The 14,963-nt window shown below is 68.3% G+C and carries 9 protein-coding genes; 5 read left to right on the forward strand and 4 right to left on the reverse strand.

Annotated features, from left to right (window positions below):
* Positions 1–49 precede the first annotated feature (49 nt).
* Positions 50–1,798, forward strand: coding sequence for a DUF7159 family protein (locus QN239_RS01270; protein ID WP_499007774.1), 1,749 nt, complete (start codon positions 50–52; stop codon positions 1,796–1,798).
* On the opposite strand, the gene QN239_RS01275 is transcribed toward QN239_RS01270, so the two are convergent.
* Entirely contained in the window at positions 1,795–3,285 is a 1,491-nt protein-coding gene (locus QN239_RS01275) for a GMC oxidoreductase (RefSeq protein ID WP_499007776.1), read from the reverse strand. The two genes, QN239_RS01270 and QN239_RS01275, sit on opposite strands and share 4 nt — an antisense overlap.
* A 241-nt stretch (positions 3,286–3,526) precedes the next feature.
* Between QN239_RS01275 and QN239_RS01280 the strand changes: the two genes are divergently transcribed.
* The 3 genes from QN239_RS01280 to QN239_RS01290 all read left to right on the forward strand — a co-directional run bounded on the left by QN239_RS01280 (position 3,527) and on the right by QN239_RS01290 (position 11,215).
* Positions 3,527–4,714 (forward strand): alkane 1-monooxygenase, encoded by a 1,188-nt coding sequence (locus QN239_RS01280; protein WP_499007778.1) that lies wholly within the window; start codon positions 3,527–3,529, stop codon positions 4,712–4,714.
* 76 nt (positions 4,715–4,790) lie between these two features.
* Positions 4,791–8,033 carry an arabinosyltransferase domain-containing protein gene (locus QN239_RS01285; RefSeq protein ID WP_499007780.1) on the forward strand — a complete coding sequence of 1,081 codons (3,243 nt, stop codon included), beginning with the start codon at positions 4,791–4,793 and terminating at the stop codon, positions 8,031–8,033.
* Entirely contained in the window at positions 8,030–11,215 is a 3,186-nt protein-coding gene (locus QN239_RS01290) for an arabinosyltransferase domain-containing protein (protein ID WP_499007782.1), read from the forward strand. The genes QN239_RS01285 and QN239_RS01290 overlap by 4 nt, the downstream gene beginning before the upstream one ends.
* Here QN239_RS01290 and QN239_RS01295 read toward each other — a convergent pair.
* Complete coding sequence (locus QN239_RS01295; protein WP_499007783.1) at positions 11,205–12,347, reverse strand: ankyrin repeat domain-containing protein; 1,143 nt, start codon at positions 12,345–12,347, stop codon at positions 11,205–11,207. The genes QN239_RS01290 and QN239_RS01295 overlap by 11 nt on opposite strands.
* A 161-nt stretch (positions 12,348–12,508) precedes the next feature.
* Here QN239_RS01295 and QN239_RS01300 point away from each other — a divergent pair, with 161 nt between their 5' ends.
* Positions 12,509–13,390, forward strand: a complete 882-nt coding sequence (locus QN239_RS01300) for an MBL fold metallo-hydrolase (protein ID WP_499007784.1) — start codon at positions 12,509–12,511, stop codon at positions 13,388–13,390.
* A gap of 16 nt (positions 13,391–13,406) precedes the next feature.
* Here the strand turns inward: QN239_RS01300 and QN239_RS01305 are convergent, their stop codons facing one another.
* Together QN239_RS01305 and QN239_RS01310 are read right to left on the reverse strand one after the other, a co-directional pair.
* Positions 13,407–14,303, reverse strand: coding sequence for an SDR family NAD(P)-dependent oxidoreductase (locus QN239_RS01305; RefSeq protein WP_499007785.1), 897 nt, complete (start codon positions 14,301–14,303; stop codon positions 13,407–13,409).
* Complete coding sequence (locus QN239_RS01310; protein WP_499007786.1) at positions 14,300–14,905, reverse strand: TetR/AcrR family transcriptional regulator; 606 nt, start codon at positions 14,903–14,905, stop codon at positions 14,300–14,302. The genes QN239_RS01305 and QN239_RS01310 overlap by 4 nt, the downstream gene beginning before the upstream one ends.
* Positions 14,906–14,963: the final 58 nt, after the last annotated feature.

Here is a 14,963-nt window from a genome sequence, read left to right on the forward strand (position 1 = left end):
CGACGTCACGCACCACGCTTACAGACAGATGAGACAGGGATCAGTGGTAATGGACGTCGTGCTTGGAATAGCGCTGACGGTCGACAGCGTTCGGTTGGTTCTGGTCGAGGGATCCGGCGGCGGCGATCTCATCGATCAGGACATCTTTGATGTCGATCGCAGCGGCGGAGTCGAAAGTGCCACTGTCACAGAACATATCGTCAACGCGGTGCTCGGAACCTACGGCGTCGCCGCCGCCAACGGGCACCACGTCGAACGAATCGCCGTCACGTGGACCGACGACGCCGCCGAGGACGCCGATTTGCTGATAGAGGCACTCGGCGAGGTCGGGCTGCCGAATGTCGTTGCCATCACAGGGTGTGACGCCGCCGAGACCTTCGTCGAGCAGATGGCCTCGGCAGCCGGGGAGAGCTGTGCCGCCGCGTGCCTGATCGAAGGCACTCAGGCACCGGTGGCCTATATCGCCGTGATGCACGCCGCCGGCGGTGTGCGCCGGATGCGTAGTCGTGTGGTGGATGCCGCTGATCACCGCCAATTGGCGTTGTCGGTGCGCGGTGCCTGCGCCGAGTGCGCCGCCGAAGCCGATGAGGTCGCGGTGTACGCCGCCGGCTCCGCCGGTGTTCTCACAGGAATGCTTGCCGGAGAACTCAATTCGACGCTGTCCACCCAGGTGACCATCCCGCAGAACGCGGCGTTGGCGTTTGCCCGCGGCGCCGCCCTGACCAATGCCGGCGCGCATCGCCGGTTGCATGTCGTCGGCGCCCGGTCCGTGATGGCCGCAGGTGGCGGGTCCGGCATCAGTCTGCCGGCGCCCACCCTGTTCGTGCCACGCACCGCCAAGCTGATGGCCATCCCCGGTGTCGGCACCGCCGCCACGCCCGCCTCGGCACCGGCCGTCGCCGTGACCACCGCCGATCACAGTCGCCAGCTGCGGACGCTGACCGCCGTCGTCGGCGGCGGCGTACTGGCGTTCGTCGCAGCGGTGTCGATGTATGTCGGCAGCCAGCTGCGCACCAGCGACGAGCAGACCGCCGAAGCCAAGCCCCGCCCGGCCAACGTGGCCCCGGCCGCCGCGGAGGCGCCGGCTCCACAGCCCGCCCCGGCACCCGACGCTGCCGCAGCACCAGCTGCACCACCACCGCCGGCCGCTCCGCAGTTGCCCCCGGCACCCGTCGCACCGGCGGTCCCGGCCGCGGTGACGGTCGTCGCCCCGCCCGCACCGGCCGTTCCGCCCAATCCGCTGCAGCTGCTTGCCGCAGTGGCCGGCCCCCAACTCGCCGCCCTGAACCAGGGGCTGCACGGCGGAGCGATGCCCGGCAGTACCGCACCCGGCGTCAACCCGTTGAGTGCGTTGGCGCCCGGCGCCCTCCCGCCCAATCCGGCGGCGGGCGACCCGGCGCTCAACAACGCCGCCTTCCAGGTGGCCCAGGCAGTCGTCCCGCCGGCGCTGGACCGCGCCGATCAGCCGGTGGACCTGCCGGCCGTACCGCCGGTCACCGACAAGCCGATCAATCTGCCGCCGCTGCGCGACATCATCGACGGTGTGCGTCCGGACCGGCAGAACGAGGATGCGCATTTCGGGGTGAACGTGCCCAAGCCGGACAGCCCGTACTACCAGCCGCCGGGCGCGCCGACCGGGGCGAGCGGAGCGACGGGTGGAAGTACCGGGGCGAGCGGAGCGACGGGTGGAAGTACCGGGGCGAGCGCAGCGACAGGGGAAACACCGGTCGAGGCGGCACCTCCGCCCGCCGAGGCACCGCTACCCGCCGAAGCCGGTGCGGCGCCGCCCAGTCCTTAGTGGCGGCCGGCCAGGATCCCCTCGATGTTGCGCTCGGCCAGTGCGGTGATCGACATGTACGGGTTACAGCCGATATAGCCCGGAATCAGTGACGCGTCGTTGACGAACAGATTGTCATAGCCGTTGACCCGGCCGAACGCGTCGGTGGCCTTACCCCGCACACACCCACCCAGCGGGTGAACGGTGTTGGAGGCGAAGGCTTCTCCTGAGAATAGGTCATCGCGATAGTCGACGCCGTTGGCCGCGGTGAGCTTGTCGAACACGATCTTGGCCCGCTCGATCAGATGGTCGGTGTGGCTTTGGGGCCAGTCGATCCGAATGGAATCCGACGCCTTGTCGAAGGTGATGTCGGAGCGATCGCCGGTCTTGACCATCACGTAATAACCCAGCGCGTGCGTCTCGATGGGCAGCGGCAACGAGAACATGCTGGCGTACACCGGGTTCACCGGGTCGTCGCGGCCGTCGAGATTGATCATGCCCAGCAGGGATTGTTTGGTGCCCGCCGGATCGCTGTCCTTGAGGTTGTGCGCGAGCATCAGATCCCCGTTGTTGCCGTAGCCGCGGCCGATCTCGTCGGACAGGTCCGACAGCGTGCCGGTATCGCGGGCGCGGAGCAGGAGCTGGTTGGTGCCCAGCACACCGGCGGCGAGATAGAGCTGGTCACAACCGAATTCGTCGCGGGACTGTTCGGTGCCCCACCGGTCTATGCGCCGGGTGGACACCACGTACTCACCGGAGCGCTCCCGCCGAATTCCGGTGACCTCGGTCAGCGGTTGCAACGTCACCTTGCCGGTCTTGATCGCCGCGGCGATATACGTCTGGTCGACACTGCCGTCGCGGCCGTAGTTGTTGCCGAACTGGCACTCCCAGTCCAGGGCGGAAAGCGGCACCTCACCGTTGGCCTCACGCATCATGTAGTCGAACGAATACGCGCTGCCGTTGTAGTCCACCTTGTAGCCGGCGGTCTGGGCGTACGCGCGACCCACCCTGGCGTACTGGAAGTACGGGGTCTGCTCGAACCAGTCCATGTTCCGGTAGCTGATCCGCAGCGCCGTCCTGGCGCGGTCCATATAGGTGCCGAGGAATTCCGTGGGATCGATATCGGGGAAGGCCGCCCGCACCTGGTCCGGGGTCGGGATCGCCGCGATGGCGGCGTTCACCATCGAGCCACCGCCCACCCCGACGCCGTGGAACACATGGTGGGCACCGTGGGTGACCTTCTCGCAAATCCCGGCCTGCTTGGGCTGGGAGGACGGGTTATGGGCGGCGACGGCGTCGATGGAAACTCCCCGGAACGACGACACGATGCTGGGCGGGACGTCGGAGAACCAACCCGCACGGGTGTCGGCGGGAAGCATCTTGGTGAACCGCTTACCGTCCGCGTCGGGGGTGTCCCACAACCTGCCCCGCTCCAGGACGAGGGTCTCGACGCCGGCCTGGCCGAGGCGCAGGGCACTCACTCCGCCGCCATAACCACTGCCGATCACGATGGCGGGGTAATGCCGGCGCGAGTCCGGACGATGTTCCGTCCGAGAGAGGAGATAGGCACCCGCGCCCACGCCGCCGAGCGCGATCCCTGTGGCGGCGCCCAGAAATTTACGCCTTGTCAACTTATCTTGCGGTAGTGTCACACATACCCTCTCAGCAAATACTTCCCTGGCCGTCGTGCGCGTTTGTGTTCCGCCGAGTTCCAGGTTAAATAGTCACCACAGCAAAGAACTCGAATCAATGGCAAGGAATAACGTGGCAGATCAAGAGGGCATCCGCACGCCGGCCTGGCGTGACGCGAAGCGATACCTCTGGTTGCTCGGTGCCATTGTCCCCGGCCTGGTTCCTTTCGCGTGGCTACTAGTCCATGTGACCGGCCAGGAGGTGTTCTGGTGGGTCGGTCCGCTCATGGCCTTCATCATCATCCCTGTCGTCGATCACCTGGTCGGAAGCGATAATTCCCGTGAGTCCGAGAAGACCCTGGAGTGGCTAGAGGACGATGCCTTCTACCGCTGGGTGACCTACCTCTACCTACCCAACCAGTATCTGTCGCTGGTGTTCGCATGTTGGCTGTGGAGCGGCGGCGGTTGGGTCACCATGCACACGCTGGACAAAGTCGGGTTGATGGTCACCGTCGGCATCGTGGGCGGGATCTCGATCAACGCCGCACATGAGCTTGGTCACCGTCGGGCGACCGCTGAGCGGCGCCTCAGCAAGATCGCGCTGGCGCAGACCGGCTACGGACATTTCTTCGTCGAACACAACCGGGGCCATCACGTCCGGGTCGCGACGGTCGAGGACCCCGCCAGCGCCCGCCTCGGCGAGCCCCTGGTCCACTTCATCCCCCGCTCGGTCCTGGGCGGCGTGCGCTCGGCCTGGCGTCTGGAGGGCGAACGGCTGGCCCGGGCCGGCACACCGAGATGGTCCCTGCGCTGGATCCTCAAGAACGAGGTACTCAACGCCTGGCTAATGACCCTCGCCCTGTTCCTCGGGCTGAGTGTGTGGTTCGGCATCGTCATCGCGCCCTGGCTGATCGGTCAGGCCATCATCGGGGTGTGCCTGCTGGAGTCGGTGAACTATCTGGAGCACTACGGGCTGCGCCGCCAGCGGCTGGCCAGTGGCCGGTACGAGCGGGTGGGGCCCCAGCACTCCTGGAACAGCGACACGCTGATCGCCAATGTGTTCCTGTTCCACCTGCAGCGCCATTCCGACCATCACACCAATCCGCAGCGCCGGTATCAGACCCTGCGGCCCGCCGACCAAGCACCGCAGTTGCCGTACGGCTACGGCACCATGCTGGTGCTGGCCTGGTGCACGCCGCTGTGGCGCCGGACCATGGACCCCCGGGTGCTCGCCCACTACGGCGGCGACGCCGCCCTGGCGGCGCTCGGTCCCGCCCGATCCCGTTCCGCCGCGCAACGCGCATAAGGCGCGGACAAAACTTGGGACACCGCCGCGGGTCGGCGGGCAGCGCCCATAGCTACGTCGCATACTCTTGAGCCTCGTGCCCGCCAGGACTACCCGACTCGTCGCCATCATCGCGGGCATCGTCGGCCTGCTGCTGTGTGCCTTGACCCCGCTCCTCCCGGTCAAGCAGACCACCGCCACCATCATCTGGCCCCAGGCCCCCACCGCAGACGGATTCGTCGGGGACCTGACGGCGCCGCTGGTGTCCGGTGCCCCGCTGGCCCTCGATGTCTCGATCCCGTGCCAGGCGGTGGCCACCCTTCCGGCCTCCGGCGGTCTGGTGTTCGCCACCATCCCGCCCGGGGGTATCGACGCCACCCGTAACGGCCTGTTCGCCCGCGCCACCGCCGACACCGTCTTCGTGGCCTTCCGCGATACCGTCACCGCGGTCGCGCCGCGCGCCGCCGTCAGCGCGGGCGCCTGCAGCACGCTGCACATCTGGGCCAACACCGGCGGCGTCGGCGCAGATTTCATCGGGATCCCCGGCGCGGCGGGTACCGCGGCGATCGAGAAGAAGCCACAGGTCGCCGGGATCTTCACCGATCTCAAGGTGGCCCCGCAGCAGGGGTTGGGCGCCCGGGTGGACATCGACACCCGGTTCATCTCCACACCGACGGCACTCAAAGCCGCGGTCATGGGTCTCGGCGTGCTGAGCGTGCTGATCTCGATCGTGATGCTGGCCGTCCTGGACCGCGGCGCCACCCACCGGATCCGGCACGTGTGGCGACGGTTCTGGCGGGTCGGTTGGGCCACCTGGGCCGCCGATGCCACCGTGCTCGGCGGACTGTTGGTGTGGCACGTGATCGGCGCCATCTCCTCCGATGACGGTTACAACCTGACGATGGCCCGGGTGTCCGGTGACGCCGGCTACGTCGCCAACTACTACCGCTATTTCGGCACCTCGGAGGCCCCGTTCGACTGGTACCAGTCGGTGCTCAGCCACTTCGCCGCCCTCAGCACCGCCGGCGTGTGGATGCGGCTGCCCGCACTCCTGGCCGGCATCGGGACGTGGATCCTGCTGTCACGCTGGCTCATTCCCCGGTTGGGCCGCCGGCTGGCCACCAATCGCATCGCGGTCTGGACGGCGGCTGCGGTATTCCTGGCCGCCTGGTTTCCGTTCAACAACGGTCTGCGCCCCGAACCGCTGATCGCCTTCGGTGTCCTGGCGGTGTGGGCACTCGTCGAGCTCACCATCGGCACCCGCCGGCTGTGGCCCGCGGCGCTCGCTGTCGTGCTCGCGGTGTTCACCGTGACGCTGGCCCCGCAGGGCATCCTGGCGCTGGCCCCCCTGCTGGTCGGTGGGCGCGCGATCGTCACGGTGCTGAGGGATCGGCGCGCGGTGCTGCCCGCGCTGGCCGCGTTCGCGGCCGCGGCGTCGCTGCTGGCGGTGATCGTGTTCCGGAGCCAGACCCTGGCGAGTGTCGCCGAGGCGGTACGGATCAAGTACACCGTCGGCCCGACCATCTCCTGGTACCAGGAATTCCTGCGCTACTACTTCCTCACCGTGGAGGACAGCACCGACGGCTCCCTGACGCGGCGGTTCTCGGTCCTGGTGTTGATGCTGTGCCTGTTCGGCATGATCGCGGTGCTGCTGCGCAAGGGCCGGATCCCCGGTCTGGCGGGCGGGCCGATGTGGCGGTTGATCGGGATATGCGCGGTGGGCCTGCTGTTGCTGACCTTCACACCGACCAAGTGGGCCGTGCAGTTCGGTGCGTTCGCCGGGATCTCCGGCGCGTTCGGTGCGGTGACCGCCTTCACGTTCGCGCGGGTGGGTCTGCACAGCCGCCGGAATCTCGCCCTGTATGTCACCGCGCTGCTGTTCGTACTGGCGTGGGCGACCTCCGGTATCAACGGCTGGTTCTACACCGGCAACTACGGGGTGCCCTGGTTCGACCGCCAGCCGGTGCTGGCCGGCCAGCCGGTCACCACGATGTTCCTGGCGCTGGCGATCATCACCGGGGTGTTGGCCGGCTGGCTGCACTTCCGCATCGACTACGCCGGGCACACCGAGGTGGCCGACACCCGGCGCAACCGCGTGCTCGCGTCGACCCCGCTGCTGGTGGTGGCCATCATCATGGTGGTGCTCGAAGTCGGTTCCATGGCAAAGGGATTCGTGCAGCGCTACCCGGCCTATACCAATGCCAAGGCGAACGTGTCGGCGCTGACCTCCGGGCTGTCGAGCGCCAGCTGCGGGATGGCCGACGACGTCCTGGTCGAGGCCGACCCCAATGCCGGCATGCTGCAACCGGTTCCGGGCCAGACCTACGGCAAGTACGGACCGCTCGGCGGCGAGAATCCGGTCGGCTTCACCCCCTCCGGTATCAGCGACACCCTCGAGCCGCCGAAACCGGTGGTGGCCAACCCGGGCACCGTGAACTCCGACGGATCCCCCAACAAGCCCAATGTCGGGATCGCGTACGCGGCCGGCACCGGCGGCGGCTACGGGCCGGTCGGGGTGAACGGCTCGAATGTGTTCCTGCCGTTCGGGCTCGATCCCGCCCGCACCCCGGTGATGGGCAGCTATAAGGAGAACTCCACCGCCGCCAAGGCCACCTCGGCCTGGTACCAGCTGCCGCCACGCACCGCGGACCGCCCGCTGGTGACCGTCGCCGCCGCCGGCGCCATCTGGTACTACGACGAGGAAGGTGACTTCCACTACGGGCAGTCGCTGAAGCTGCAGTGGGGTGTGCACCGTCCCGACGGCAGCTACCAGGCCCTCGACGCGGTCCAGCCCATCGACGTGTTCGCCCAGTACGCATGGCGCAACCTGCGTTTCCCGTTGGCGTGGGCGCCGCCGGAGGCCAACGTCGCGCGCCTGGTGGCCGACGACCCGAACCTGTCCGACGACCAGTGGTTCGGTTTCACCCCACCGCGGGTACCGCAACTGCAGACCGCCCAACAGTTCCTCGGCTCGCAGACGCCGGTGATGCTGGACATCGCCACCGCCGCGAACTTCCCGTGCCAGCGGCCGTTCTCCGAACACCTCGGCGTAGCCGAGCTTCCGCAGTACCGCATCCTGCCCAACGTCAAACAAGTGGTGGTGTCGTCCAACATGTGGCAGTCCGCCCAGAAGGGTGGCCCCTTCCTGTTCATCCAGGCGTTGTTGCGCACGTCGACCATCCCGACGTACCTGAACAACGACTGGTACCGCGACTGGGGCTCACTGGAACGCTACGACCCGGTGGTGCCGCCGGCCCAGGCGCCGGTGGCCGCCATCGACCAGGGCACCCAGCGGGTGTTCGGCTGGAGTAGGTCCGGGCCGATCAGGGCGCTGCCATGACCGGGGCCGTGAGCGACCTGAAAGACGACGTGAAGCTCACCCGATGGATCGCGATGATCGCCGGCCTCATCGGTTTCCTGTGTGCGGTGGCCACACCGCTGCTGCCGGTGGTGCAGACCACGGCGACGCTGAACTGGCCGCAGGCGGGTCAGCTGAACAGCGTCACCGCGCCGTTGATCACCCAGACACCGGTGCAGATGACGGCGACCGTGCCGTGTGAGGTCATCAGGTCGGTGCCGCCGGCCGGGGCCCTGGTCTTCGGCACCGCCCCCAAGTCGGGTAAGCAGGCCGCGCTCAACGCCTTGTTCGTCAACGTCACCGGCTCGCGTGTCGATATCACCGACCGCAACGTGGTGATCGCGAGTGTGCCGCGCGCCAAAGCCGAGGCGTGTCAGCGCATCGAGATCACCTCCTCGGCGGAGGGGACGTTCGCGACGTTCGTGGGGTTGCCCGGCGGCGATATCCGCAGCGGCTTCGCCGACCCGAATCTGCGCCCCGGCATAGTCGGGGTGTTCACCGAACTGACCGGTCCTGCACCGCAAGGCCTTTCGCTGTCGGCGACGATCGACACCCGGTTCACCACCAAACCCACCGCCCTCAAGCTCGCCGCGATCGTGCTCGGCATCGTGGCCACCGTGGTGGCGCTGTTCGCGTTGTGGCGCCTGGATCAGCTCGACGGCCGGCGGATGCAGCGGATCATCCCGACCCGCTGGCGCACCGCGACCCCGGTCGACGGTGTCGTGGTCGGTGGGTTCCTGCTGTGGCACGTGATCGGCGCCAACTCCTCCGACGACGGCTACATCCTGCAGATGGCCCGTGTCGCCGACCATGCCGGCTACATGTCGAACTACTTCCGCTGGTTCGGCAGCCCGGAGGATCCGTTCGGCTGGTTCTACAACCTGCTCGCCCTGATGACCCACGTCAGCGATGCCAGCATCTGGATGCGGCTGCCGGACCTGGTGTGCGCGCTGGTGTGCTGGCTGCTGCTCTCGCGTGAGGTGCTGCCCCGGCTGGGGCCCGCCGTCATCGCAAGCCGGCCCGCGCTGTGGGCGGCGGGTTTCGTGCTGATGGGCGCGTGGATGCCGTTCAACAACGGGCTGCGCCCGGAGGGCCAGATCGCCACCGGCGCGCTGATCACCTACGTGCTCATCGAACGGGCGATCATCTCGGGCCGGCTCACTCCGGCGGCCATGGCGATCATCTCCGCGGCGTTCACCCTCGGGATCCAGCCGACCGGCCTGATCGCCGTGGCGGCCCTGCTGGCCGGTGGCCGGCCGGTGCTACGCATCCTGGTGCAGCGCCGCCGCCGGGTCGGGCTGTGGCCGCTGATCCTGCCGCTGCTGGCCGCGGGCACCGTGATCCTGTGCGTGGTGTTCGCCGACCAGACGCTGGCAACGGTGCTGGAGGCCACCAGGATTCGGACCGCGATCGGGCCGAGCCAGGAGTGGTACACCGAGAACCTGCGCTACTACTACCTGATCCTGCCCACCGTGGACGGTTCGGTGTCGCGCCGGTTCGGCTTCATGATCACCGCGTTGAGCTTGTTCGCTTCGATGTTCATCATGTTGCGCCGCAAGCGGATTCCCGGCGTGGCCCGCGGCCCGGTATGGCGGCTGATGGGCATCATCTTCGCGACGGTGTTCTGCCTGATGTTCACCCCCACCAAGTGGGTGCACCACTTCGGCCTGTTCGCCGCCGTGGGCGCGGCCATGGCCGCGGTGGTGACGGTGCTCGCCTCGCGCGCGGTGCTGCGTTCGGCGCGGAACCGGATGGCGTTCACGGCTGCCGTGTTGTTCGTGCTGGCGCTGTGCTTCGCCACCACCAACGGCTGGTGGTACGTGTCGAGCTACGGGGTGCCGTTCAACAACGACAAGCCCCAGATCGGCGGAATCACCGTCAGCGCAATCTTCTTCGCGCTGTTCGTGATCACCGCGGTGTGGGCGTTCCTGCTGCATTTGGCGCCCCGCGACCGCGGCGAGAGCAGGGTGATCCGCCTGCTCACGGCGGCACCCGTGCCGATCGCGGCCGGATTCATGGTCACGGTATTCGTGGCGTCGATGCTGTTCGGCGTGGTGCGTCAGCACGGCACCTACACGAACGCGTCGTCGAATATCGAAGCGCTCGCCGGCGGATGCGGGCTGGCCGACAACGTGTTGGTCGAGCCGGATCCAAACGAGGGATTCCTGACGGCACTGCCGGGTGATTACGGTCCGCTCGGCCCGCTGGGCGGCGTCAAGCCGGTCGGCTTCACCCCTAACGGCGTCCCGGATCACATTGTCGCCGAAGCGATCCGGCTGACCCTACCGATGCCCGGCACCGACTACGACTGGGATGCGCCGGTCAAGCTGAAGACCCCGGGGATCAACGGCTCGACCGTGCCGCTGCCCTACGGCCTGGACCCGGCCAAGGTGCCGCTGGCCGGAAGCTTCGTCGAGGGCCCGGCCCAGCAGGAGGCCCGGCTGGCCTCGGCGTGGTACCAGCTGCCGCCGCCGGACGCCGGACATCCGCTGGTGGTCGTGACCGCCGCAGGCACCATCACCGGCAACAGCATCTTCAACGGCCTCACCCAGGGCCAGCCGGTCGAACTCGAGTACGGCCGCCCCGGTCCCGACGGTGCTCCCGTGCCCGCCGGGCGCGTGGTGCCCTACGACATCGGCCCGCTGCCCTCGTGGCGCAACCTGCGCTATGACCGCAGCCAGATCCCGGCCGACGCGACGTTCGTTCGCGTGGTGGCCGAGGACAAGTCGCTGTCCCAGGGTGATTGGGTCGCCATCACCCCGCCGCGGGTGCCGCAGGTCAAGACGATCCAGGAGTACCTCGGGTCTGCGCAACCGGTGCTGATGGACTGGGCGGTCGGCCTGGCCTTCCCGTGCCAGCAGCCGATGCTGCACGCCAACGGCGTCACCGATGTGCCCAAGTACCGCATCACGCCGGACTACAACGCCAAGATGAAGGACACCGACACCTGGCAGGACGGCATCAACGGCGGCCTGCTGGGGATCAGTGACCTGCTGCTGCGGGCACACCTGATGGCGACGTACCTGAACAAGGACTGGGGCCGGGACTGGGGTTCGCTGCGCAAGTTCGAGACCATCGTCGATGCCGCGCCCGCCGAGGTCGAACTGGGCACGGCGACGCACTCGGGGCTGTACTCGCCGGGGCAGATCCGGATCAAGCCGTAGTACCGCGCAGCAGATCGGCGGCCTCGGTCTGATAGGCGTATTCGGCCCAGCCCAGCGGTGTCGCACCGAATCTCAGGTCGGTGATGGTCGGGTCGGCGCCTGCCTGGAGTAGCCGCGCGATCAGCTCGAGGTTCCCGGCCCACGCCGCGTGGTGCAGCGGCGTGGCGCCCTCGTCGTCGCGCAGGTTGGGGTCGGCGGGGAAGCCCACCGGTTGCACTTGGGCGGTCGATACGTCGACACCGTGCTGCCCGAGCAGCGCCAGGCGGTCGGCGAATCCGTGCGCGGCCGCCCAGTCCACCTGTCTGCGCCACATCTGCTCGCGGGTTTCCATGGCCGCACCGAGCCGGCGTTCCCACGGGCTCGGGGGCGCGTCGGCCAGACCATGGGCGAACAGCAGGCGCAGGTGCGCGTCGTCGGCGCCGAACATCCGGTTGTAGAGGGTCTGCTGATCCGCCGGGTGCGCCCCGCGCTGCAGTAACAAGGTGGCCAGTTCCTCGGCGTGGGGGTGTCGAGGCTGCCGGCGCGTCCCCTGCTCGCCCTCCCCGAACACTCCGGTGAGCACCGTGAACGGGGTGGCCATCCCGCGCCACAGATAGCCGTCGTCGGGATCGGCTCCGGCGTCGAGCAGGATCAGCGCAGCCGAGACGGAGTCGCCGGGCACCCGGCTGTAGGCCAGGTACATCAGCGGCGACCAGCCATAGGGTCCGCCTCTGGCGGTGGGCTGGGTGGTGCGCAGGTGGTACCGCAGTGCGTCCGGATCGGCGGCCGCGGCGGCGGCCCAGATGTGGTCGCGCACCAACTCGGGGCGCGCGGTCAACAGATCCGCCGCGGCCTGCCACCGCGGCGGGGCGTCGTCGGCGTCGTACCGCAATGACGCCAACGCGCAGAACCGGTCCGGCGGCGCGAGCCCGTCCTCCTCGACGGCGCCGGGGTCGACGCTCAGCCCGGCCGCGACCAACAGATACCGCACCAACGCCGGCCAGCCGGCGAAGCCGTAACCACGGGCCACCGCCAACTGGGCTTCGTGCAAGGCGTAGCGCTCACGACCAGAAGCGATCTCGGCCCGCTGCAGGGCGCGGGCCTCTCGTTTGAGCCGATCCAGAGACGGATTGTCGGGCAGGGTGCTGGCCATGACGGCCTCCTCTCGCAAGCCCGGTGTCCGCGAAGTCGGGCCGAGAAGAGGTCGGCTTCGATCAGGTGCTGCGGCAGGAGGGCTGAGCCCCTTCGAGCGGACGTCGGGCGTTCCTGCGCGCCTTCACCGCAACCTACCCGATATCACCGTACGGTCGGGGTATGGCCGACACAGTCCGCCTCGGTGCCGCCGTGCTCACCCGCGTGGTGGAGACGATGTTCGAACCGACGTCCGCGGTCTTCGCCCATACCCCGGCGCAAGCCTGGAGTGAGTACGCCGACCTGCTGGTACCCACGTTCTACCAACCGGACACGCAGCGTTGGCGCGTCACCGTGCAGTCCTGGGTGGTCGACGTCGACGGGCTGCGGATCCTGATCGACACCGGCGTCGGCAACGGTCGCCGGCGCGCCGTAGCGGTGCTCGACCACCTGGACACCGACTTCCCCGGCGCACTCGCCCGCGCGGGTGTGCCACCCGAGAGTGTGGACGTGGTGATCAACACCCATCTGCACAGCGATCACGTCGGCTGGAACACCTGGCGCAGCGCCGATGCCTGGGTGCCGTTCTTCCCCAACGCCCGATATCTGTTGCCCGAGGCGGACTTCCGGCACTTCGAGCCGGGTGGCCCGGGCGCCGATGAGGCCGCAGCCATCGTGTTCGACGACAGTGTGGCCCCGGTATACGCGGCGGGTCAGGTCGAATTGTTCTCCGGCGAACATCAATTGAGCGAATCGGTGTGGCTGCGTCCGGCGCCCGGACATACGCCCGGCTCCTCGGTGCTCTGGCTGGACGCGGGTAAGTCGGCGGTGTTCGTCGGCGACCTCACCCACTGCCCCATCCAGATTCCGCGTCCCGCCGACCCGTGCGCGTTCGATGTCGACGGGCCGGCAGCGGTGGCCACGCGCAAACGCATCTTCACCGAGGCGGCCCGCCGGCGCGCCATGGTGATCCCCGCGCACTACCCGGGCCACGGCGGTGCGACCATCGTCGCCCGTGGTGATGCCTTCATGGTCGATGACTGGCTGACCCTCGACCCGATCTGAGTGACACCGTCCTCGACTACAGCGCAGCCAGCCGCTCGCTGGTATCCCATAGATCGCGCGCCTTGGCGGTGTCATACGAATCCGCGGACGAACGAATGGGTTTGGCGCCCTCGAAATACTCTCCGGTGACATGGGCGAACCTCGGATCGACGGCAAGTGCGGCCAGGTTTGCGCCCGACGTGGCGACGCTGTGGACGTTGGGCAGCACGCGCAGCAGTGGGGACACCATGCGCCAGAGCACCTTCTGCGCCGGGCTGTAGTCGCGGGACAGTCCGGAGGCCGGCATCAAGCCCGGGTCGAACGCCGTCACCGTGATGCCGCGGTCACCGTGGCCGAGCCTGCGGTCGAGCTCATAGGCGAACAGCACGTTGCACAGCTTCGAGGTGGTGTATCTGCGCCTGCCGTCGATGGGAGCAGCGGGTTGCGGGTGGGCCAGCTCCTCGGCCGAGGTGTACGCGGGGTGCGGCATCCCGGTCAGCTTCTCGGGATCGTGGGTGCCGCTGGCCACCAGCACGATCCGGGCGGGCGCGACGAGGTGCTCGAGCAGTCCGTCGACCAGCGCGAAATGTCCGAGATGGTTGACACCGAAGGTCATCTCGACGCCGTCTGCGGTCTGCTGCAAGCCGGACACGATCTGCAGACCGGCGTTGCACACGAGGGCATGCAACGGGGGCAGACCCGCTTCGGCGAAGACGGCGGGGAAGGCCCGCACCGATTGCAGCGAGGCGAGGTCGCACGGCAGTACCGTGCATCGATCCGGTGTCCCGAGTTCGGCGACGGCCGCCGCACCACGTTGTGGGTCGCGTACAGCGAGCACGACGTGCCAGCACTCATCGGCCGCGAGGATCGCCCGGGCGCACTCCAGCCCGAGGCCCGCGTTGGCTCCGGTGATGATGACGGATCTGGTGGTCATTTCTCCTCCAGGAGGATGGGAATCAGCGCCGCGACGGCTTGAAACATGCGGGTGTACATCCGGTCGACGTCGGTGGACTCCGGCTCGAGGTGATCGGCGAAGAACACCCCGTCGGACAGCGCGGTGGCAAAGCTCGCGAGTTCGGCGACCACCCGTTCGGTGCGCTCGTGCTCCACCCCGGTGGGAATCATCTGCCTGATCACGTCGCGGAAGCCTGCGATCGCGGTGTCACGGACCCGGCGGACCGCCGCACCGACCGCGGGGTCCGCACTGCGCTCCAACGAGAGGATGTAGGTCAATCTCAGGAATTCGGGATGCTCGGCGAGCAGCTTCGCCGCGGCCGCCCGGGTGGTCTCGACATCCCGGTTGCGTGGGATCTGCGCGAAGAACCGCTCGGCACCGCGCTCCATGACCGCGGCCAGCACGCCCTCTTTGGAACCGAAATGCCAGTAGATGGAGCTCGCCGGCAGGCCGCATTCCGCACGGATATGACTGATCGAGGTGGCCGCATAGCCCTGCGTGGACATCAGCCGCTCCGCGGCGTCGAGAATCTGCCCGCGAGAGCTCTCGCCCTGCTGCTGGCGCTTGGTCTGTGCGCGCATCACCGGCACCTCGTGTCTGTAAGGATCGTTACAGACACGGTAGCAGGGATGCTTGCCC

The sequence above is a fragment of the Mycolicibacterium sp. Y3 genome, from assembly GCF_051188035.1.
In the GTDB taxonomy this organism is placed as follows: domain Bacteria; phylum Actinomycetota; class Actinomycetes; order Mycobacteriales; family Mycobacteriaceae; genus Mycobacterium; species Mycobacterium fluoranthenivorans.

What these genes read in the sequence shown, in the direction of transcription:
- QN239_RS01270 (WP_499007774.1), top strand. Translation starts at nt 50, where the DNA reads ATGGACGTCGTGCTTGGAATAGCGCTGACGGTCGACAGCGTTCGGTTG.
- QN239_RS01280 (WP_499007778.1), top strand. Translation starts at nt 3,527, where the DNA reads ATGGCAAGGAATAACGTGGCAGATCAAGAGGGCATCCGCACGCCGGCC.
- QN239_RS01290 (WP_499007782.1), top strand. Translation starts at nt 8,030, where the DNA reads ATGACCGGGGCCGTGAGCGACCTGAAAGACGACGTGAAGCTCACCCGA.
- QN239_RS01295 (WP_499007783.1), bottom strand. Translation starts at nt 12,347, where the DNA reads ATGGCCAGCACCCTGCCCGACAATCCGTCTCTGGATCGGCTCAAACGA.
- QN239_RS01300 (WP_499007784.1), top strand. Translation starts at nt 12,509, where the DNA reads ATGGCCGACACAGTCCGCCTCGGTGCCGCCGTGCTCACCCGCGTGGTG.
- QN239_RS01305 (WP_499007785.1), bottom strand. Translation starts at nt 14,303, where the DNA reads ATGACCACCAGATCCGTCATCATCACCGGAGCCAACGCGGGCCTCGGG.
- QN239_RS01310 (WP_499007786.1), bottom strand. Translation starts at nt 14,905, where the DNA reads ATGCGCGCACAGACCAAGCGCCAGCAGCAGGGCGAGAGCTCTCGCGGG.